Origin of the sequence: Rahnella sp. AA, assembly GCF_002834385.1 — a bacterium.
In the GTDB taxonomy this organism is placed as follows: Bacteria; Pseudomonadota; Gammaproteobacteria; order Enterobacterales; family Enterobacteriaceae; genus Rahnella.
In genome coordinates, this window is sequence record NZ_PITQ01000001.1 from 1,036,118 (window position 1) to 1,056,702 (window position 20,585).

Annotated in this window: 18 protein-coding genes; 10 read left to right on the forward strand and 8 right to left on the reverse strand. The window is 55.0% G+C overall.

Annotated features, from left to right (window positions below):
- The first annotated feature begins 137 nt into the window (after nt 1-137).
- From seqA to CWS43_RS04730, 3 genes are all read left to right on the forward strand, one after another.
- On the forward strand, nt 138-692 hold the full coding sequence (gene seqA / locus CWS43_RS04720; protein ID WP_101075716.1) for a replication initiation negative regulator SeqA: 555 nt from the start codon (nt 138-140) through the stop codon (nt 690-692).
- A gap of 24 nt (nt 693-716) precedes the next feature.
- Nucleotides 717-2,360: a phosphoglucomutase (alpha-D-glucose-1,6-bisphosphate-dependent) gene (gene pgm / locus CWS43_RS04725; protein WP_101075718.1), complete on the forward strand. Its 1,644-nt coding sequence runs from the start codon at nt 717-719 to the stop codon at nt 2,358-2,360.
- A gap of 172 nt (nt 2,361-2,532) precedes the next feature.
- On the forward strand, nt 2,533-3,273 hold the full coding sequence (locus CWS43_RS04730; RefSeq protein WP_101075720.1) for a PadR family transcriptional regulator: 741 nt from the start codon (nt 2,533-2,535) through the stop codon (nt 3,271-3,273).
- Here CWS43_RS04730 and kdpE read toward each other — a convergent pair.
- The 6 genes from kdpE to CWS43_RS04760 are packed head-to-tail and all read right to left on the reverse strand — an operon-like array spanning nt 3,263 to nt 11,168.
- Complete coding sequence (gene kdpE, locus CWS43_RS04735) at nt 3,263-3,952, reverse strand: two-component system response regulator KdpE (RefSeq protein ID WP_101075722.1); 690 nt, start codon at nt 3,950-3,952, stop codon at nt 3,263-3,265. The two genes, CWS43_RS04730 and kdpE, sit on opposite strands and share 11 nt — an antisense overlap.
- Nucleotides 3,949-6,648 (reverse strand): two-component system sensor histidine kinase KdpD, encoded by a 2,700-nt coding sequence (gene kdpD / locus CWS43_RS04740; RefSeq protein WP_101075725.1) that lies wholly within the window; start codon nt 6,646-6,648, stop codon nt 3,949-3,951. The genes kdpE and kdpD overlap by 4 nt, the downstream gene beginning before the upstream one ends.
- Before the next feature lie 7 nt (nt 6,649-6,655).
- Complete coding sequence (gene kdpC / locus CWS43_RS04745) at nt 6,656-7,249, reverse strand: potassium-transporting ATPase subunit KdpC (protein ID WP_101075727.1); 594 nt, start codon at nt 7,247-7,249, stop codon at nt 6,656-6,658.
- Between the two features lie 30 nt (nt 7,250-7,279).
- A complete protein-coding gene (kdpB, locus tag CWS43_RS04750; RefSeq protein WP_101075729.1) occupies nt 7,280-9,346 on the reverse strand; it encodes a potassium-transporting ATPase subunit KdpB in 2,067 nt (688 codons plus the stop codon).
- Between the two features lie 43 nt (nt 9,347-9,389).
- Nucleotides 9,390-11,078 carry a potassium-transporting ATPase subunit KdpA gene (gene kdpA, locus CWS43_RS04755; RefSeq protein WP_101075731.1) on the reverse strand — a complete coding sequence of 563 codons (1,689 nt, stop codon included), beginning with the start codon at nt 11,076-11,078 and terminating at the stop codon, nt 9,390-9,392.
- The gene (locus CWS43_RS04760; RefSeq protein ID WP_101075733.1) at nt 11,079-11,168 is read right to left on the reverse strand and encodes a K(+)-transporting ATPase subunit F; all 90 of its coding nucleotides are present in this window, start codon (nt 11,166-11,168) and stop codon (nt 11,079-11,081) included. It lies immediately after the preceding gene.
- Between the two features lie 305 nt (nt 11,169-11,473).
- Here CWS43_RS04760 and CWS43_RS04765 point away from each other — a divergent pair, with 305 nt between their 5' ends.
- From CWS43_RS04765 to CWS43_RS04790, 6 genes are all read left to right on the forward strand, one after another.
- A complete protein-coding gene (locus CWS43_RS04765) occupies nt 11,474-11,680 on the forward strand; it encodes a YbfA family protein (protein ID WP_101075811.1) in 207 nt (68 codons plus the stop codon).
- Nucleotides 11,681-11,963: 283 nt separating this feature from the next.
- Complete coding sequence (locus CWS43_RS04770) at nt 11,964-12,917, forward strand: DUF523 and DUF1722 domain-containing protein (protein ID WP_101075734.1); 954 nt, start codon at nt 11,964-11,966, stop codon at nt 12,915-12,917.
- A gap of 10 nt (nt 12,918-12,927) precedes the next feature.
- The gene (gene phrB / locus CWS43_RS04775) at nt 12,928-14,358 is read left to right on the forward strand and encodes a deoxyribodipyrimidine photo-lyase (protein ID WP_101075735.1); all 1,431 of its coding nucleotides are present in this window, start codon (nt 12,928-12,930) and stop codon (nt 14,356-14,358) included.
- A gap of 32 nt (nt 14,359-14,390) precedes the next feature.
- Nucleotides 14,391-15,371 carry an MBL fold metallo-hydrolase gene (locus tag CWS43_RS04780; RefSeq protein WP_101075736.1) on the forward strand — a complete coding sequence of 327 codons (981 nt, stop codon included), beginning with the start codon at nt 14,391-14,393 and terminating at the stop codon, nt 15,369-15,371.
- A gap of 256 nt (nt 15,372-15,627) precedes the next feature.
- Nucleotides 15,628-16,143 carry a hypothetical protein gene (locus CWS43_RS04785; RefSeq protein ID WP_157825349.1) on the forward strand — a complete coding sequence of 172 codons (516 nt, stop codon included), beginning with the start codon at nt 15,628-15,630 and terminating at the stop codon, nt 16,141-16,143.
- A gap of 9 nt (nt 16,144-16,152) precedes the next feature.
- Nucleotides 16,153-16,665: a DUF5384 family protein gene (locus CWS43_RS04790; RefSeq protein WP_232776661.1), complete on the forward strand. Its 513-nt coding sequence runs from the start codon at nt 16,153-16,155 to the stop codon at nt 16,663-16,665.
- 59 nt (nt 16,666-16,724) lie between these two features.
- Here CWS43_RS04790 and CWS43_RS04795 read toward each other — a convergent pair whose 3' ends face one another.
- Nucleotides 16,725-18,173 (reverse strand): FGGY-family carbohydrate kinase, encoded by a 1,449-nt coding sequence (locus CWS43_RS04795; protein WP_101075738.1) that lies wholly within the window; start codon nt 18,171-18,173, stop codon nt 16,725-16,727.
- Nucleotides 18,174-18,195: 22 nt separating this feature from the next.
- Nucleotides 18,196-19,476, reverse strand: a complete 1,281-nt coding sequence (locus CWS43_RS04800) for a nitrate/nitrite transporter (RefSeq protein WP_101075739.1) — start codon at nt 19,474-19,476, stop codon at nt 18,196-18,198.
- A gap of 320 nt (nt 19,477-19,796) precedes the next feature.
- Here CWS43_RS04800 and CWS43_RS04805 point away from each other — a divergent pair, with 320 nt between their 5' ends.
- Nucleotides 19,797-20,582 (forward strand): SDR family oxidoreductase, encoded by a 786-nt coding sequence (locus CWS43_RS04805; RefSeq protein WP_101075740.1) that lies wholly within the window; start codon nt 19,797-19,799, stop codon nt 20,580-20,582.
- The last annotated feature ends 3 nt before the right edge of the window (nt 20,583-20,585 follow it).

The window sequence follows — 20,585 nt, forward strand, 5'->3', positions numbered from 1 at the left end:
CAGAACAGACTGTCGGCTGCGAAAACGGGAAGTAATCTGCTTTTTGCTTAGCGACACAATTCATCTGTTTGTGAACGCGTAGAAATTTGTATAATCCTTTTGAATGAATTTAGTAGAAAAAACAGTACTGGATAAAAATGAAAACTATTGAGGTTGACGAAGAACTCTACCGCTACATTGCCAGCCACACGCAAGCAATCGGTGAAAGTGCGTCTGATATTTTGCGCCGTATGTTGAAATTTACTGCCGGCCAGACCGCTCCTGCCGCACCCGTCACGACAGCCGTTATTGCCGGAACCGTCGCACAGGAAAAACCTGCCGCCGCCGCCGCGCCTACGTCGCGTGAAAAAGTCCGTGCCGTGCGCGAACTGTTGTTGTCTGACGAATATGCAGAGCAGACCAAAGCGGTTAACCGCTTTATGCTGATCCTGTCGACCTTGTATATCCTGAACCCTAAAGAATTTGCTACGGCGACCGACTCTCTGACGGGTCGCACGCGTACCTATTTTGCCGGTGACCAGCAAACCTTGCTGCAAAACGGAATCCATACCAAACCTAAACACGTTCCCGGAACGCCGTATTGGGTTATTACGAATACCAACACAGGTCGCAAACGCAGCATGATAGAGCACATCATGCAACTCATGCAGTTCCCGGCGGAACTGACTGAGAAAGTGTGCGGCACCCTCTAATTTCAGCGTCTGGGAGAAACGCCAGTGGCTAATCACCCCCGTGCAGGGCAACCTGCTCAGCAAAGCGATTTGATCAATGTGGCGCAGTTAGCGTCACAGTATTACGTCCTGCAACCGGACCCGCAAAACCCGGCTCATGCCGTGAAATTCGGTACGTCCGGTCACCGCGGCAGCGCGTTGCGTCACAGCTTTAATGAAGCACATATTCTGGCAATTGCGCAGGCGATTGCTGAAGTGCGTAAAGAGCAGGGTACAACCGGCCCGTGCTACGTGGGGAAAGACACCCACGCGCTGTCCGAACCGGCGTTTATCTCTGTGCTGGAAGTACTGACGGCCAACGGCGTTGACGTCATTGTGCAGGAAGATAACGGTTTCACCCCGACACCGGCGGTGTCTCACGCCATTCTTACGCACAACCGCAACGGCGGCGCACTGGCGGATGGCATCGTCATCACGCCTTCGCACAACCCACCGGAAGATGGCGGGATTAAATACAACCCGACCAACGGCGGCCCGGCTGATACCAATCTGACGTCTGTGATTGAGAAACGCGCTAACGCACTGCTGGCGGCGAAGCTCGCGGGCGTCAAGCGTCAGTCGCTGGATCTGGCGTGGAAGAGTGGCCATCTGGTGGCGCAGGATCTGGTTCAGCCGTTTGTTGAAGGGCTGACTGACATCGTGGATATGGCCGCGATTCAGAAAGCAGGTCTGAAACTGGGTGTGGATCCTCTCGGCGGTTCCGGTATCGAATACTGGAAGCGTATCGCAGAGCATTACAAACTGGATCTGACGCTGGTTAACGACGAAGTTGACCAGACTTTCCGCTTCATGCATCTCGACCACGACGGCGTGATCCGCATGGACTGCTCGTCTGAATCCGCAATGGCCGGCTTACTGGCGCTGCGTGATAAATTCGATCTGGCCTTTGCTAACGACCCGGACTATGACCGCCACGGTATCGTGACGCCTGCCGGTCTGATGAACCCGAACCATTATCTGGCGGTGGCGATTCAGTATCTGTTCCAGCATCGTCCGCAGTGGGGCAAAGACGTCGCCGTCGGCAAAACGCTGGTCTCCAGCGCGATGATCGACCGCGTTGTTGAAGACTTAGGCCGTAAACTGGTCGAAGTCCCGGTCGGTTTCAAATGGTTCGTGGATGGCCTGTTTGACGGCAGCTTCGGTTTTGGTGGCGAAGAAAGTGCAGGGGCTTCTTTCCTGCGTTTCAACGGCACGCCGTGGTCTACCGACAAAGACGGGATCATCATGTGCCTGCTGGCGGCAGAAATTACCGCCGTGACCGGTAAAAACCCGCAGGAACATTACAACGAACTGGCTGCCCGTTTCGGCGCACCGAGCTACAACCGTATTCAGGCGCCTGCGACTCACGCGCAGAAAGCCGCGTTGTCTAAACTTTCTCCTGAACAGGTAAAAGCAGACACACTGGCCGGTGATCCGATCACCGCCCGTCTGACAAACGCCCCGGGTAACGGCGCGTCTATCGGTGGTCTGAAAGTGATGACCAAAAACGGCTGGTTCGCCGCACGTCCGTCCGGTACTGAAGAAGCGTACAAAATCTATTGTGAAAGCTTCCTCGGCGCAGAACACCGCGAACAAATTGAAAAAGAAGCCGTGGAAATCGTCAGTAAAGTTCTCGCTGACGCCAAATAACACCGTTTCTTAACTGCACCGAAAGCGCTGATTATTCAGCGCTTTTTTTTTGCTCTAAATTTCTATGTAAAAAAGATATATCTAAATGTGCATTCAGACTTGCCAGATTTTGAAATTCGATCTAGTTTAGATATATCGAAATAATTCGATATATCTAAATAGGACATCAACTATGTTTAGCAAAATGTTTGAAGGCCGCCATCGCGGTCACGGTAGCAGGGAAGAAGGACGTCGCGGTCATTGCCGCCATGAGTCATCTTTTGACGGTCAGAACGGCGATCACAGCGAGCGTCATGCGCTGCGCCGGGACGGTCGTCATCGTGGTGAAGAACGCGGCGAAGGGCGTCGTGGTGAAAGAGGTGAAGGTCGCGGGCGCGGTGAAGGCCGTCGCGGAGATCGGGGTGTGCATCGTCTGTTTGAGCACGGTGATTTACGCCGCGTGCTGCTGGCGCTGGTTGCTAAAAAACCGAGCCACGGTTATGAGCTGATCAAAGCGATTGAAGAGGCGTCTTCCGGCCTGTACGTGCCAAGCCCGGGCGTGATTTACCCGACGCTGACGCTGCTCGAAGAACAGGATTTCCTGGAAGCCGTCGCCACCGGTAATGGGCGTAAAAGCTATCAGATTACCGAAGCCGGTAAAACGGAACTGGCGCAACATCAGGCCGCTGTCGATGTGATTTTCGCCCGTCTGGCCGGGGCTTCCCGTCCGCGCGGTAATAATCTGGCAGAAGGTATTCATGAAACCATGCAGCGTCTGAAACATGCCCTGCGCGGAAACATGATGCGCGCCGATATTACGCCGGAGCAGGTCGTGCGGGTGAACGCGATTTTGCAGCAGGCCGCCGGCGATATTGAAGCTGCTTTTGCGGATGAAAAGCCCGACACCGAAGCCCCGGAATCCCCTAAGGCATAAAGCGATAACCCACACCGGTTTCCGTCAGCAGATGACGCGGACGGGTGGCATCGGCCTCCAGTTTCTGGCGTAAATGCCCCATGTAGATGCGCAGATAGTGGCTGTGTTCGACGTAATTCGGGCCCCAGACGTGGGTCAGTAACTGACGCTGAGTAATGACTTTGCCGCTGTTTGCCAGCAGTTCGGCCAGCAGGCGAAACTCGATCGGCGTCAGATGACAATCTTCGCCATCACGCTGTACGCGGCGGTTGATCAAATCTACCGTAACGTCAGCAAAGGTAATCAGCGGGCTTTCCTGTGAATTGCCCGCATGACGACGCAGCGCTACGCGCACGCGCGCCAGCAGTTCACCGACGCCAAATGGCTTGGTGAGAAAATCATCGGCACCGGCATCCAGCGCCGCAATCTTATCTTCTTCGCTGGTGCGGGCCGACAACACAATAATCGGGATGGCGCTCCAGTGGCGCAAATCCCGGATGTACGTCAGGCCGTCACCGTCAGGCAAGCCGAGATCTAAAATAATCAGATCCGGTTTGCGGGTGCCGGCCTCAATCAGCCCGCGTTGCAACGTTTCACTTTCAAATACCCGCAATCCTTCCGCCTCAAGCGCTGTGCGCACAAAGCGGCGGATTTCTTTCTCGTCTTCCACAATTAAAATATTTACCGGGGATGCGCTCACGTTGCCTCGTCGATGTCAGTGTCCATATCCGTTTCCATGTCAGGCAGTGCTTCCAGCGGAAGCCTGAAGCGGAAACGCGCGCCGCCGTCCGGGCCATTTTCAGCCCAAATCCGTCCGTCGTGTACTTCAATAATGGCACGACAAATCGCTAATCCCAAACCCACGCCCGGAATTGCCGATTCTTTATTCCCGCGCGCAAATTTCTCGAAAATCGCATGCTCCGCGCCTTCCGGAATTCCCGGCCCGTTATCCCAGACTTCGATCTCCAGCCAGTCGCCGAGCGGCAACGCTTTGATGCCGATGGTGGCACCGACACCGGCATATTTATGGGCATTTTCCAGCAGATTGATCAGCACCCGCTCGATCAGGCTTGCATCGCAATTGACCAGCACCATTTCGGCAGGCAAATCGATTTTGATCGTATCGTTCGCCAGCACCGGTTCCAGCATACGCAGGGCACTGCCGGTGATTTCTTCCACCGACTGCCACTCTTTGCGCAGATTAAAACCGCCGGACTGAATGCGCGCCATATCCAGCAAATTATTCACCAGCCGCGTGGTGCTCAGTACCTGCTGGCGGATCTGGCTGGCCTGAGGCGCATGTTTAGAGCCTTCGGACGCCAGATCCAGCGTCAGGATTTCCGCCTGTCCGAACAGCACAGTGAGCGGGGTACGCAAATCGTGAGAAAGTGCGGAAAGCAGCGAATTACGCAGTTGCTCGCGCTCCGTTTCCAGACGCGATGATTCCGCGCTTGCCGCCAGATGCAGGCGTTCAAGAGCGTTGGCGATCAGTACGGTAAATGTCTGTAACAGCCGCTGCTGTTCCGGCACCAGAAGCTGACGGATATTCGGCGGCTCAACCGCCAGCAGGCCGCGCGATTCGCCCGACGCCACCAGCGGCAGAAGCTGATACGGCACGCCGGGCAACGTATCGGTCCCGGCACCGGCGGGCAGTTTTTTATCGAAACTCCAGCGGGCAATGGCGTCATCCACCACAATCGAGGTGATTTCACCAGTGGGTTGCACCAGTTCACCGTGTTCATCAGGTAGCAAAATGGCCGTTTTGGCGTTCAGGCTGGAGGAAATAAAGTGGCGACTGGTTTGTGCGATCGCTTCCGGCGTCAGCGACTGGCTCAGCCCTTTGGACATCTCATAAAGATGCTGCGCGCGCTTTTCCCGGTGACGGGCGATGCGCGCCTGATAACGCACACCGGCGGTGAGATTCCCGATCAAAATCCCGACGATCAGCATCACGCCGAACGTCACCAGATATTGCGCGTCCGTGACGGCCAGCGATCCGCGCGGTTGCACGAAAAACAGATCAAAGCTGACGACGTTGATCACCGCCGCCAGCACCGACGGCCAGCGGCCATAAAACAGCGCCACGATCACCACGCCGAGCAGATACACCATCACCAGGTTGGCCTGATCGAAGGCGGGGACCAGCCATTGTGAAAGCACCGTGATGATGGCGCACAGCGCGACGGCCAGCGCACATCCGCGGATCTGGCGGCTGAAACGGTCAACAAATGTCCGGGGGTCCTGCTCTTTTCGCGACGTGCCGTGCGGCGTATCTTCCAGACCGATGACAATCAGATCGAGATCGGGCCCGATCTCCGCCAGCTTATCGGCAAAGCTCGGGCCGAATTTCCAGCGTTTCTCGCGGCGGCGGCCGGTCATCACTTTGCCCAGACGATGCTCGCGGGCGTAGCGCAGAATGGCCTTTTCTTCCTGCGGATCGGCCAGCGTGGCGGTTTCTGCGCCGAGTTCCTGCGCCAGTTTCAGCGCATGCAAAATGGCGCGGCGCTGGCTTTCCGGCAAACGGTGCAGGCGCGGGGTTTCGACATACACCGCGTGCCACACGCAGCCCAGTCGCGCCGCCATTCGCGAGGCCACGCGGACTAATTTCTCGTTGCCACCGTCGTGACCGATACACAACAGCAGCGCATCGCGGGTATGCCAGACGCGGCTGACACCCTGATCGTCGCGGTATTCCCGCATCTGATCGTCCACACGGTCGGCGGTGCGGCGCAGGGAAAGTTCGCGCAGGGCGATCAGATTCCCTTTGCGGAAGAAATGCTCGATGGCGCGTTCGGCCTGGCCGGGGATATAAACTTTGCCTTCTTTCAGGCGCTGGCGCAGGGAGTCGGGCGGTAAATCCACCAGCACTACTTCGCTGGCGTCATCAAATAAACGGTCAGGCACCGTTTCGCGAATAATAATGCCGGTTACGCCGCTGACCACGTCATTCAGGCTTTCGAGATGCTGAACGTTCACCGTAGTAAACACGTCGATACCGGCATCGAGAAGTTCTTCGACGTCCTGCCAGCGTTTGGGGTGGCGTGAACCGGCAGCATTACTGTGCGCCAGTTCATCCATCAGGATCAGGGCAGGGCGGCGGGCCAGCGCGGCGTCGAGATCAAACTCGTAAACCTGACGGCCACGGTGGTGAATACGTTTCGGCGGGAGCTGTGACAAACCGGGCAACAGCAATTGTGTTTCCTGCCGCCCGTGGGTTTCCACCACGCCCACCAGCACGTCGAGGCCGGTGGCGCGCAGACGCTGTGCTTCCTGCAACATGGCGTAGGTTTTCCCGACGCCCGCACAGGCGCCGAAAAAGACTTTCAGTTGCCCGCGCGGCTTCTCATTGGCGAGTGCCAGTAAGCTGTCGGGGTTTGGGCGGTTATCCTCTGTCATAGCTTCCTTAATTTGATTTCAACTCATCCAGCGCCCGGTTGAGGCCGAGCACGTTAACGACGTCCGGCCCCAGAAAACCAATCAACGGTGATGAGGTATTATCATCAATTAATTTATTCACTTGCGCCAGTGGCAGCCCGCGCGCAGTGGCAATCCGTTGCGCCTGCCATTGCGCGGCTTCCACGGAAATCTGCGGATCCAGCCCGCTGCCGCTGGCGGTCACCAGATCGACCGGTACCGCTGCCGTGCTTTGCGGATTGGCTTTACGCAGCGCCGCCACGCGGTCTTTCACCGCCTGATCCAGCGCCGGATTACTGGCGGCCAGATTGCTGCCGCCGGACGCCATCGCGTTATACGGTGAATCCGACGTCACGGACGGGCGCCCCCAGAAGTAGTCGTTGCGGGTGAAATTCTGGCCGATAAGCGCAGAGCCCACGAGTTTATTGCTGCCGTCTTTGAGCAGCGAGCCCATCGCCTGCGGGCGGAATACCAGCTCAGAAACGCCGGTAGTCAGCAGCGGATAGACCACACCGGTGGCCAGCGTCAGCAGAATGGTCATCACCAGAGCAGGGCGGACATAAGCAGTACGGGTTACAGACATCATAGTTTCCTCAGACAGTTAACGTAAACTTCAGCTCAGGTGTAAAACGGTCAAAATCAGGTCAATCAGCTTGATACCGACAAACGGCACCAGCAGGCCGCCCACGCCATAAATCCACAGGTTACGGCGCAACAGCGACGCGGCGCTCATGGCTTTATAGCTCACGCCTTTCAGCGCCAGCGGGATCAGAAACACAATCACCAGGGCGTTGAAAATAACCGCGGACATAATGGCCGACGACGGTGACGTCAGGTGCATGACGTTCAGCGCGTTCAGTTGCGGGTAGGTCGCCGCAAAGGCCGCCGGGATGATCGCAAAGTATTTTGCGACGTCGTTGGCGATACTGAACGTGGTCAGCGAACCGCGCGTCATCAGCATTTGTTTACCGATGTGCACCACTTCAATCAGCTTGGTCGGGTTGGAATCCAGATCCACCATGTTCCCGGCTTCTTTCGCGGCTTGCGTACCGGAGTTCATGGCCACCGCCACGTCAGCCTGCGCCAGCGCCGGGGCGTCGTTGGTGCCGTCGCCGGTCATGGCAACTAAGCGACCTTCCGACTGATACTGGCGGATCAGCGCCAGTTTGGCTTCCGGTGTGGCTTCGGCCAGAAAATCATCCACGCCCGCTTCGGCGGCAATTGCGGCGGCGGTCAGACGGTTATCCCCGGTGATCATCACCGTTTTGATACCCATCTTGCGCAGCTCGGCGAAACGTTCTTTGATGCCACCTTTGACGATATCTTTCAGCTCGACCACGCCCAGCACTTTCGCGCCTTCCGCCACCACCAGCGGCGTGCCGCCTTTGCGTGCCACCGTTTCTACCAGCCCGTCGACCGCTTTCGGGAACGTACCGCCGTTGGATTCCACATGACGGCGGATAGCGTCCACCGCACCTTTACGGATATTCCGGTCGCCGACGTTCACGCCGCTCATGCGGGTTTGCGCAGAGAACGGCACAAAAGTGGCGTTCAGCGAATGAATATCGCGCTCGCGCAGATTAAAGCGTTGTTTCGCCAGCACCACGATACTGCGGCCTTCCGGCGTTTCATCGGCCAGCGATGATAACTGCGCGGCATCTGCCAGTTCCTGTTCCGTCACCTGAGGCGCGGGCAGGAACTGCGAGGCCTGGCGGTTACCGAGCGTAATGGTCCCGGTTTTATCCAGCAGCAGCACATCCACGTCACCGGCGGCTTCCACCGCACGGCCACTGGTAGCAATGACGTTGGCTTCCAGCATGCGGCTCATCCCCGCGACGCCGATGGCGGAAAGCAAACCGCCGATAGTGGTCGGGATCAGACAAACCAGCAGCGCGACCAGCACGGTGACAGTCACCGGAATGCCCGCGTGGCTGGCGTCCACGCTAAACAGCGAGAACGGATACAGCGTGGCGGTTGCCAGCACGAAGACCAGCGTCAGCGCGACCAGCAAAATAGTCAGTGCCACTTCGTTTGGCGTCTTACGACGTTTCGCACCTTCAACCATGGCAATCATGCGATCCAGGAACGTATCGCCGGGGTTGGCCGAACACTCGACCACCAGCCAGTCTGACAGCACGCGTGTCCCGCCGGTGACAGAAGAAAAGTCACCGCCGGATTCGCGGATCACCGGTGCGGATTCACCGGTGATGGCACTTTCGTCCACGGACGCGCCGCCAATCAGCACTTCGCCGTCACACGGCACGGTATCACCGGCTTCGATCAGGACGTAATCGCCTTTGCGCAGGCTGTCAGCGGCGACTTTGATCACCGGTGATTCCGGGCGCGGTTCGTAAATCTTCTTCGCCCAGCTGGTTTTCTGCACGCCTTTCAGGCTCTGCGCCTGCGCTTTACTGCGGCCTTCCGCCAGCGCTTCGGCGAAGTTGGCAAACAGCACGGTGAACCACAGCCACAGCGACACGCTGCCGGTGAAAGCGGCGCTGCCGTCGGTGTGGTGTGACAGAATCGCCAGCCAGATAAGCGTGGTGAGAATACTGCCCAGATACACCACGAACATCACCGGGTTGCGCCACTGAACGCGCGGATCCAGCTTTTTCACCGAATCCAGCAGGGCGGTGCGGATCAGTTGAGGTTCAAATAATGCACGTTGTTTACGGCTCATTTTATTAATCTCTATATTCATTAATTCAACGAATTACGCAGCATTACTGTGCTGACCAAACCTGCAAATGTTCCGCGACCGGACCCAGCGCCAGCGCCGGAATAAAGGTCAGCGCGCCGACTAACAGCACGGTGCCGACCAGCAGGCCGATAAACAACGGGCCGGACGTTGGCAGTGTGCCGTTACCGGCTTTCTGACGTTTTTTCGCCACCAGCGAACCGGCGATAGCCAGTACCGGCAGGATCACGCCAAAGCGCCCGAAGAACATGCACACCGCGAACAGCAGGTTGTAGAACGGCGTGTTGACGCTCAGCCCGGCAAATGCGCTGCCGTTGTTATTGGCGGCAGATGACACGGCGTAAAGCACTTCGCTGAAACCGTGCGCGCCGGGGTTTGCGATCCCTGCACGACCGGCTTCGGTGACCAGTGCCAGCGCGGTGCCGAGCAGCACCAGTGTCGGTGTCACGAGGATGGCCAGCGCAGTCATCTTCATGTCGTATACGTCGATTTTCTTGCCGAGATATTCCGGCGTACGGCCAATCATCAGCCCGGCGATAAACACCGTCAGCAGCACGAACAGCAGCATGCCGTACAGCCCGGAGCCCACGCCGCCGAACACCACCTCACCGATTTGCATCAGCCACATTGGCACCATGCCGCCGAGTGCGGTGAAAGAATCGTGCATGGCGTTAACCGCGCCGCAGGAGGCCGCCGTCGTCACCACCGCATACATCGCCGAAGCCAGAATGCCGAAGCGGCTTTCTTTCCCTTCCATATTGATGTTGCTGGTGGCACCCAGAGCAGTGAAGTGCGGGTTGCCTTGCAGTTCGGCGTACATCACCACCACGACTGACACCACGAAAATCACCGACATCGCCCAGACCAGCGCGTTGCCCTGACGGTTGTCACCGACCACGCGACCAAAGGCAAAACACAGTGCGCAAGGGATGATGAAAATCGCCAGCATCTGCACCATGTTGGTCAGCGCCGTCGGGTTCTCAAACGGATGCGCGGAGTTCGCACCGAAGAAACCGCCGCCGTTGGTCCCCAGCATTTTGATGGCTTCCTGAGAGGCCACCGGCCCCATCGGCAGCGTCTGCTGCAAGCCTTCCAGCGTGGTGACGTGCTGATAGGCTTCAAAGTTTTGAATCACGCCCTGGCTGACGAAGAACAGCGCCAGCAGGAACGACACTGGCAACAACAGATAGATTGTGATGCGCCATAAATCCGTCCAGGCGTTACCGATGGTTTGCGCGGAAGGGCGTGCAAAAGCGCGGATCAGCGCAAAGGCAACGGCGATACCCGTGGCGGCTGAAAGGAAGTTTTGCACCGTTAAACCGGCCATCTGGCTGAGATAGCTCAGCGAGTTTTCGCCGCTGTATGCCTGCCAGTTAGTGTTGGTCACGAAGCTGACTGAAGTGTTAAACGCCAGATCCCAGGACATCCCGCCGAAATGCTGCGGGTTCATCGGTAAAACGCCCTGCGCCATCAGCATGGCGGTCAGGATAATAATCCCCAGAATGTTGAATACCGTGATCGCCAGCGCGTACTGCCACCAGTTCATCTCAGCCTCGCGGCTGCCGGAAGTGCGTAATACGCCGTATTCGATGCGCTGCAAAAATGCGCCGGGCTGTCCTTCAATCAGTTGAGCAATAAAGTTACCCAGTGGTTTTGCCAGCAGCAAAAGCACCAGCATAAAACTGGCAATCATTAAGAATCCGGTTGCGGCCATTTAAAAATCCTCCGCATTCAGCAGGGCATAAACCAGATAGCCGAGCAGCAGGAGAACCAGCAATGCGCCGCAGATTACGCCAACAGTCACAATCCACCTCCACAGGTGTGTTTTTATGTTGGGAGGAGAATATGAAAAGGCGGGAAAAAATCCTGAAAAGAAACAGCATCGCGGTGTAAAAAAAGTATAAAAATGCGCAAATAAAAAACCAACATGAAACTTAAATGACGTATTTATTTAACCGTTTTGTAACTTAATTACGGTGATAGCCAGAAATTGGCGAAAATTTACACTTTAAAGTGGTCAGATGAGTAGTAAAATTTCACCCGTTGCAGTAAAATTTTTCACAACTTCCAGTTTCCGAAAAATTGCACAGGAGCAACGCTATGAGTGATATGACTGACTACACGCCGTACACAATGACCCGCATTCTGGCCCGCCGCGCTTTTGTGCTGGCTGCCGGGGTTCTGGCCCTGCCGGTCATGCTTTTCCGTTCAGACCGCGCACGTTTTTACAGCTATTTACACCGTGTGTGGATCAAAACCAGCGACAAACCGGTCTGGCTGACGCACGCTGAAATGGCGACACAAGACTTTTACTGATTTAGCTCCCTCCCCTGCGAAGGGGAGGGTTGGGGTGGGGTATTAAGGTCAAAATCAAGTTTTGAAGTTTACTTAAGCCGTTGCTCGGTCTGCTAAACCCCCTCCCAACCTCCCCCTTCGCAGGGGGAGGAGCCAAAAACCCCGTTTTCTAAACGGGGTTTTTTTATTGCCATTTTAGTAAACTTGTACAACATTATCTTTATGTATAACTTGTGCTAAGGTTATGCATAAGAGTGATGAATCACTGACCCCCTTCTTTTTCAATCTGCAACAGGAGCTGACAATGACTAAAACCATCCCGATTGGTATCAGCGCCTGCCTGCTGGGGGATAATGTCCGTTTCGATGGCGGTCACAAACGTTTCGGGTTTGCGGTAGAGCAACTCGCGCCTTACGTTCGTTTCGAACCGGTTTGCCCGGAAATGGCGATCGGCCTGCCGACGCCGCGACCGGCGCTGCGGTTGGTCAAAATGGATGAGGGTATCGCGATGCGTTTCAGTAATGACGAAACCATCGATATCACCGGGAAAATGCAGAGTTACGCCGAAAAACGTGTCGCACCGCTGGCGCAGCTATGTGGCTATATCGTTTGCGCAAAATCTCCGAGCTGCGGCATGGAGCGCGTGCGGGTTTACAGCGCCAACGGTAAAGATGCGAAGAAAAGCGGCACCGGGATTTTTACCGCCGAGCTGATGAAGCAACATCCGTGGCTGCCGGTGGAAGAAGACGGCAGACTGAACGATCCCGTCCTGCGCGAGAATTTTGTCGAACGCGTTTTCACGCTGTACGAGCTGAATCAGCTGCGCGAAAGTGGCCTGACGCGCGGCAAACTGATGGCGTTCCACAGCCGTTATAAGCTCACTTTGCTGGCGCATTCTCAACCTGAGTACCGCGCGCTAGGACGTTTTGTTGCCGCGATGGCCGAATGGGCCTCGCTGGACGATTATTTTAATGAATACCGTCAGCGGCTGATGAACCTGCTCAATCACAAAGCCACCCGTCGAAATCATACGAATGTGCTGATGCACGTTCAGGGCTATTTCCGTAAACAGCTCAATTCGACACAGCGCCAGGAGCTGGCGGGGCTGATCGACCGCTACCGTCAGGGAGTGCAGCCATTGCTGGCACCTATCACCTTACTCAAGCATTACATGTCGGAATATCCTGACGCGTATCTCGCCGAACAACGCTATTTTGAGCCTTATCCGGAAGCCCTGCGCTTGCGCTACGGCCATTAAAGGGAGAATTATGTCCACGCATTTAGTCTGGTTCCGCAACGATCTGCGCATTACCGATAACCGTGCTTTACACGCCGCCTGTGAGGATCCGCAGGCGCGCGTGATCGGGATATTTATTGCCACGCCGGAGCAGTGGAAGCAGCACGAGATGGCGCCGCGCCAGGCGACGTTCATCTACCAGCACCTTCAGGCATTGCAGCATTCCCTGGCGGAGCGCGGCATTGCGCTGCATTACCACCAGTGTGATGATTTTGCCGACAGCGTGAACTGGCTGAAAGATTTCTGTATAAGCGAAAAGGTCGATGCGCTGTTTTACAACAAACAGTATGAAATCAACGAACGTCAGCGCGATGCTGCGCTGGAAAAAGCGGTCGCCGATAACGTCATGTTCCACGCTTTTGATGACAGCTTGCTGTTGCCACCGGGGTCTGTCACCACCGGCAACAATGAGATGTACAAAGTTTACACGCCGTTCCGTCGTGCTTTTTTGGCGCGGCTGACGGAATCGGACAGCCGATCCCTGCCAGCGCCGCAAGCGCGTGAAAACGCTGGAAAACCGGTGATGCACAAGCTGATGCCGTTTGATTACCCGCTGGCGGCTATCGGGGATGATTTTGCGGTCGGCGAGGAAGCCGCCCGCAATCAGTTGCGCAGTTTCTGCCGCGAGCAGGTGCAGGATTATCTCGAACAACGGGATTTACCGGCTATCGACGGCACCAGTTCGCTGTCGCCATATCTGGCGATTGGCGTGCTTTCGCCGCGTCAGTGTCTGAACCGCCTGCGCACCGAATGCCCCGACGTGCTGGAAAAAACGGATGGTGGCGCATTTGGCTGGCTGAATGAACTGGTCTGGCGAGAGTTTTACCGCCATCTGATCGTCGCCTGGCCAAAACTCTGCAAGCATCAGCCTTTCATTGAATGGACTGACAGCGTGCGCTGGCGGCACGCGCCGGACGATTTACAGGCGTGGAAAAGCGGTCAAACCGGTTACCCGATTGTGGATGCCGCCATGCGCCAGCTTAATGCCACCGGCTGGATGCACAACCGACTGAGGATGATTGTCGCCAGTTTTCTGGTAAAAGATTTGCTGATCAACTGGCGTGAAGGCGAGCGTTATTTTATGTCGCAACTGCTCGACGGCGACCTTGCCGCCAATAACGGCGGCTGGCAGTGGGGCGCTTCTACCGGCACCGACGCCGCGCCGTATTTCCGTATCTTTAACCCGACCACGCAGGGGGAACGTTTTGATAAAGCCGGACGCTTTATCAAAGCCTGGCTGCCGGAGCTGGCTGATGTGCCGGAACGAGACATCCATCAACCGCATCGCTGGGCTGAAAAACAACATCGCGTGCTAGACTATCCGGTGCCGGTTATCGATCATGCCCGTGCGCGTAAAGATACGCTTGCGGCATTTGAGGCGGCAAAAAACCGGTCTGAATGACCCTTGCACTCACCACGACAAGGAGCGATGTGATGAAAAAATACCTGCTGGCGCTGATGATTGGCTGCTGGATTAACCCGGCCGCCGCGGGCTTTGATGTCATCGCCCTCGGGGTGAACGGCGGCGTTGAAGAAGGCAATCTGACGTCCTATCTGGTGCGCAGCGATGACCAAAAACTGTATCTCGGGCTGGATGCCGGGTCGGTTTTACCGGGGATCCGCAAGGCGCTGGAGAAGGGGGATTTCCCTGAGGTGACAGCAGAAAACGCCGCCCCGCTGACGCCGCAGGGCGCTGTTTTCCGTAATCTGATTGGCGGTTATTTTATCAGCCACGGTCATCTCGACCATCTGGCCGGGCTGATTATCAGCTCGCCGGAAGACACGAAAAAGCCGATTTACGGCACCGCCGACACCATCGGCACATTGCGTCAGCACTACTTCAATGGCCGGGTCTGGCCGAATTTCACGGATTCCGGCAGTGGCCTGCGCATCGGCACGTACCGTCTGAATCTGCAACGCCCGGATCAGCGCTTTTCACTGGGGCTGACCGGCCTTGATGGCCGCATCTTCCCGCTCAGCCACGGCGGCACGCCGTCGAGCATGATTCTGGTCAGCCGCAACAATGAGTCGTTTGCCTTCTTCGGCGATACCGGCCCGGATGAAGTGGAAAAATCGAAAAACCTCGATGCCACCTGGCGCGTGCTCGGCGAAGAGATCAAAGCGAAACGCCTGAAAGGGATGATTATCGAAACGTCTTATCCGGACGGCGTGCCCGACAGCAAACTTTTCGGACATCTGACGCCCGACTGGTTGCTCAAAGAACTTGGCTACCTGCAACAATACGCCGGTGGCGAAGGTTCGCTTAACGGGCTGACGGTGATTATCAGCCACGTCAAACCGAGCCTGAAAGCCGGTGCCGATCCCGAAAAAGAGATCATGGCGCAGCTTGAGAAAGGCAATAACCTGGGCGTGAAGTTTGTCCGGATGCAGCAGGGGGACCGGCTCGGCCTGTAATGATTTTTCCGCCTCACAATAAGCCTGATTTTGATTAAAAATCAGGCTCTCATTCAGCCCGAAATTAATTGAGATTAGTCCGAAGCAATTGTGGAGAAATAAAATTCCCACAAGCGGCATGCGGGCATTAATTATGGGCAAAGTGTTAAGGAACCGTCAGGGGAAATGACAAATCCTGACGGCACGTAAAAATTCCCCGCCGTATTATTTCCTGAGTTTATTTCTCTTACAGAAATTTAAAACACAGGGAAGGATCGTGAAAAAACAAACCGTTGTTGCCGTCTCATCTTTATTATTAGTGAGCTTATTATCTGGCTGTCAGTCGAATGCCGATCAATATGCGGCTGACGTATTTACCACCGGACAATTAAATACACCGCAGGAAACACACACGGTGAATATTCTTTCTGTCCTGCCGGCAAAAGTCGCTGTCAGCAATGTGGAAAATCACAACACGGCGGTAATGGTTGGAACGGCTATTGGCGCTATCGCGGGCGCTGTTGCGGGTTATGCACTGGGCCACGGCGGTGATCTGGCGACGGTTGGCGGGGCTGTCGGGGGCGGTACGATTGGTGCGGTCAGCGGTTCGACGGTGAATACTAAAAACATCGTGGAAGGGGTCAGCCTCAGCTATAAAGACGACACCAAAATTTTCACCTCTGTACAGGTCGGGCGTCCGTGTCAGTTTACGACCGGTCTGGCAGTGATATTTATTACACAGAAGAATGAAAGCCGTATTCAACCCAACGCGACCTGCCCGGTAAATAAATAAGGGATGAACATGAAAAATAAAATAGCACTATTATTTATTGGTATGCTAATTATGCCAGCAGCGGTTTATTCTGCCGATTTACAACAACAGCTATCGAATGTTGCGCAGGCGGAAAACCAGGGGCAGGCCGAACAACAGGCGCGCTGGGATGAATATGACGCCCGCGCCGAAGCCTGGTATCAATACCGTGAAGCGGAGCGTAATAAGCGTATTGCTGCCGCGAATGCCCGTGCAAAGGCGAGGGAAGCTGAACGTCTGAAAGATAAACACCGTGATCAGAATTATGAAGACCAGCTGCGCCAGCTGGAAATTGATAAACAGAAGCTGGAAGTAGAGCAACTGGCGGCGCGTACGGCGCATGAAAATGAGTTTATCGCGCAGGATCTAAAACAGCAGGCCGCGCAGACCGACGTGACGCAGTCACAGGCCGACGCCAACCGTAATTTATCACAGGGGAAACAGGCACAGATGATCAGTGAAGGTAAAGCGAAGGAGATAAAGGCCGGGAAGTGGTTCAATTAACGCAGAGGCTTTCAGATGACGTCGCCCTTCAGCGCGCAGGCCGAAGGGCGACGAATGTGTTAATCCACCAGCGGGCTCAGCGCCTGCAACAGCGGATCTAAATGCGTATTCATTTTTTGATAAACGTCGGTATTCAGGGCGTTATAAAGCTGATGGTTTTTCCCGTCCGGCGTGAAATTTTCGCCCATCCGCACCATCTTTTCAGTTGCCTTTTCGTAGCTGCTGAAAGCACCGACCGCCATCCCTGCATTGACTGCACACCCGACGGCGGCTGAACCTTTCATCAGATTACGGCGCGTCGGGACACCAAATACGTCGGCAAAAATCTGCATAAAGAGATCGCTGTTCGCGCCACCGCCGGAAATTATCAGGCTCCTGAACGGGACTCTCAACTCCTGCGCCATTTTATCCATATGATTTTTCATGGTAAACGCGATGCCCTCGAGCATTGAACGGTACATGTGCGCACGGGTATGCCGCCCGTCAAAGCCGATCATCGCGCCTTTGCGGAATTCAGCTTCTGACGGCGGTGCCCAGTCGTGGACGGTCAGCAATCCTTCGCAGCCTGCCGGGATTTCCGTGGCCTCGCGGTTGAGCAACTCTTCAATGCTGAGGTCTTTTTCCTGTGCATCTGCCAGCGCGGCGGCGCCAAACTGGTCGCGGAACCAGCTGATGGTCCACATTCCGCGCCTGACTCCCATACATTCATACAAATAACGGCCGGGAATCGACGCCTGGAATGGCCAGAAGTTTTGCGCATTTTTGACGTTTTCGTGGCCGTGAACCATGGCACCGATATAGGTTCCGAGTGAAATCAGCGCCACACCGGGTTCCAGTGTGCCTGCACCCAGCGTTTCCACCGCTTTGTCATGTGCGGTGGCAATCACCGGGATCCCGGCGGGCAGCCCAATCTGATGCGCGGCTTTTTCACTCAGGTAGCCCAGCATTTCGCCGGGTTTTACCACGTCGAAGACCTGACTGCGGCTCAGGTTGCAGCTTTCCCATTGTGCCGTATCGGTGCTCCAGTCCAGCGTATCGTTGTCCATCGGCCACCAGCCGATGTAATTAGCACAGGTGTCTTTAAATTCGCCGGTCAGCCTGTGGGTGATATAGCCGGATGTGGTGGTGACGTACTTCACCTCACCGTAGCATTCAAGATGTTCGTAAGGCTTATTCAGCCGTTTGTCCATCCAGTTGATGACCGGCCACGCCAGTTCACCATTGCCCCTGAGCAGTACGCGGCAGCAGCGAATGACACAAACCCCCATTGCCAGAATGTCCTGCGGTTTTCCGCCTGATGCGTGAAAATTATCCATCACTTTGCTGAACGCAATTTGCAGTGAGTCCCACAGATCGTCGCCAGGGTGCTCGGCCAGCAGGGGGGCGGGGATGACCAGCTTGCGCAGTGCCTGTTTGCCCTCACAAATCACATTGCCTTCGGTGTCAAAAATGACGACTTTGGCGCTTTGCGTCCCCACGTCCACGCCCATTAAATACTTTTTGTCCATGTATAAGGCCTCCGGATGAATATTAGTCGGCCAGCTGCGCAGTGCTTGTAGCAACTGCGCTGTGGCGTTTGATGTTATTAAAGAGTAATGCGGTAAAGAGGATCACCATGCCCGTGGCGGCCAGCCCCATCAGCCACATATTGCGATATGCAATGGCGGCGGGCAGGGTGTCCTGCCAGTGTCCGACCAGCGGGTAAACGAACACGTCGGGCAGAAAACCGATCACCGAGCAGATGCCGACGGTGGTGCCCATAATGTATTTCGGCGTTCGCGCTTCACCGACGCAGGCAAAATACAAACCACGTGAGGCGTAGCAGGCGAAGGCCAGCAGCAGGATCAGGCCAATGCCAACGGCGACGGATTGCGGATGCTGACTGGTCAGCAGCAAAACCCCGAGCGTGATGACGCTGACGACAGCCAGCAACTGAACGGCCCGCGTCGGAGATTTCAGCCGGCTGTATGTCGTGATAATGCCGCCCAGCGGGCCGCACAACGCGCGGAAAATCTTGTTGATAACGATGCCCATATAGCTGGCCGCGACCAGCGTCATGCCATACATTTCGGTCAGATAGTTGGTGGAATAACTGAGGATGGCGTAGATGGTGTAAACGCCGAAAATGATCATGCTGCAATACCAGGTGGTACTGATTTTCAGCACCGAAGTGATATCTTTCAGGCTGAATTTTTGCGTGCTTCTGTCGTCGCTGCGCACCGTAAAACCGTCCTGCACTAAGAACCAGCACAGCACGCCCAGCAGGATGTACACACCGCTGTAAATCAGGATCACGGCTTTCAGGCTGGCCGGATTTTCTGGCGCAAAAAGCGAAAATACCCACATCGTAAAGACCGCCAGCGCCATCACACCAACGCCGCGCAGGCCTTCCATCCAACCCATGATTTTGCCCTGTTCGTTATGGTCTCCCAGCAATGACGCGGCTTTTATGGAAACGGACCACAGCATTAAAATCGTGGTGATTGCGAACGCCACCTGAATGACGATCATCACCCAGAACGGCGGATAGACGGCCATCAATAAGCCCAGCAGGCCGGTGATGATCATGGCAAAACTCATCATTTTTTTATGTGAGAATTTATCGGCTATAATTCCGCTGGGTGCATATAAAACAATCGCCGTAATACCGAATGTGCTCATAATTAACCCTATTTCGGTATTGGAAAAGCCCATAAACTTTGCCATGGGAATTTGATAAATATAACGGAGATAAGCCAGATCAAAGCTGACGCCGCCACTGATGCTTATTATTGCTAATGTCATCCAGCGGCGAAAATTAGATTTTTCCATAAATACTGCCCTGTGTTTTCAGAATTTTAAGGCAAAAAAAAGAGAAAAGCAGACTTCCCGAAAGCGGGGAAGTTACTTTTCTCTTCATCTCTGGTAACTGGCGACAGTAATAACACGGTGTAATCTGAATTAACCGTGAGAAAAATCACAAAAGCTATTAAAGAACTCTTCTGTGAGTCAGTTCACGGAATGGCAGTAATTAAACGTGGTACACCTTTTAGCCAGTTACTAGAGCCTATGAGAAAAGTAGCTTCCCTTTATTTCCGGGGAAGATTGCTTTTCTCATTTTTTTTGGATTTTTTCCGGTAAGGAGTTTCACCATGTCGTTAAACGCACTGAATGAGTTTTCACTGGATTTCTTTTCCCTGAAAGGAAAAACGGCCATCGTTACCGGTGGCAACAGCGGGTTGGGGCAGGCGTTTGCCGTGGCCCTGGCAAAAGCGGGCGCGAATTTGTTTATTCCAAGCTTCGTGATGGACAAAGGTGAAACGCGTGAACTGATTGAATTGCAAGGAAGTCGCGTCGAGTTTATGCAGGTGGATATCACTGAGAAAGGCGCACCGGCGCGTGTGATAGAGCAATGCCTGAAAACTTTCGGCACGGTGGATATTCTGGTCAACAATGCCGGGATTTGTAAGCTCAATAAAGTGCTGGATTTTGGTCGTGAAGACTGGGATCCGATGATTAATATAAATCTGACGGCGGCATTCGAATTAAGCCATGAAGCGGCAAAAATTATGATCCCGAAAAATGAAGGGAAGATCATCAATATTTGTTCGCTGTTCTCTTATCTTGGCGGGCAATGGTCTCCGGCATATTCTGCCACCAAACATGCGCTGGCCGGTTTTACTAAAGCGTATTGCGATGAGCTGGGCCAATATAATATTCAGGTTAACGGGATTGCGCAAGGATATTACGCCACCGATATTACTACCGAAACCCGTAAAAATCCGGTCACCAATCAGCGCGTATTAGATCACATCCCGGCTAACCGCTGGGGAGAAACACAGGATTTAATGGGGACAATGGTATTCCTGGCCAGTCGCGCGTCGAATTATGTTAACGGACACCTTGTGGTTGTCGATGGCGGTTATTTAGTTCGTTAATTT

Excerpts from the sequence above, each read along its gene's own strand:
- seqA (WP_101075716.1), top strand. The coding sequence starts at position 138 with ATGAAAACTATTGAGGTTGACGAAGAACTCTACCGCTACATTGCCAGC.
- CWS43_RS04730 (WP_101075720.1), top strand. The coding sequence starts at position 2,533 with ATGTTTAGCAAAATGTTTGAAGGCCGCCATCGCGGTCACGGTAGCAGG.
- kdpD (WP_101075725.1), bottom strand. The coding sequence starts at position 6,648 with ATGACAGAGGATAACCGCCCAAACCCCGACAGCTTACTGGCACTCGCC.
- kdpC (WP_101075727.1), bottom strand. The coding sequence starts at position 7,249 with ATGTCTGTAACCCGTACTGCTTATGTCCGCCCTGCTCTGGTGATGACC.
- kdpB (WP_101075729.1), bottom strand. The coding sequence starts at position 9,346 with ATGAGCCGTAAACAACGTGCATTATTTGAACCTCAACTGATCCGCACC.
- kdpA (WP_101075731.1), bottom strand. The coding sequence starts at position 11,078 with ATGGCCGCAACCGGATTCTTAATGATTGCCAGTTTTATGCTGGTGCTT.
- CWS43_RS04765 (WP_101075811.1), top strand. The coding sequence starts at position 11,474 with ATGACTGACTACACGCCGTACACAATGACCCGCATTCTGGCCCGCCGC.
- CWS43_RS04770 (WP_101075734.1), top strand. The coding sequence starts at position 11,964 with ATGACTAAAACCATCCCGATTGGTATCAGCGCCTGCCTGCTGGGGGAT.
- phrB (WP_101075735.1), top strand. The coding sequence starts at position 12,928 with ATGTCCACGCATTTAGTCTGGTTCCGCAACGATCTGCGCATTACCGAT.
- CWS43_RS04780 (WP_101075736.1), top strand. The coding sequence starts at position 14,391 with ATGAAAAAATACCTGCTGGCGCTGATGATTGGCTGCTGGATTAACCCG.
- CWS43_RS04790 (WP_232776661.1), top strand. The coding sequence starts at position 16,153 with ATGAAAAATAAAATAGCACTATTATTTATTGGTATGCTAATTATGCCA.
- CWS43_RS04795 (WP_101075738.1), bottom strand. The coding sequence starts at position 18,173 with ATGGACAAAAAGTATTTAATGGGCGTGGACGTGGGGACGCAAAGCGCC.
- CWS43_RS04800 (WP_101075739.1), bottom strand. The coding sequence starts at position 19,476 with ATGGAAAAATCTAATTTTCGCCGCTGGATGACATTAGCAATAATAAGC.
- CWS43_RS04805 (WP_101075740.1), top strand. The coding sequence starts at position 19,797 with ATGTCGTTAAACGCACTGAATGAGTTTTCACTGGATTTCTTTTCCCTG.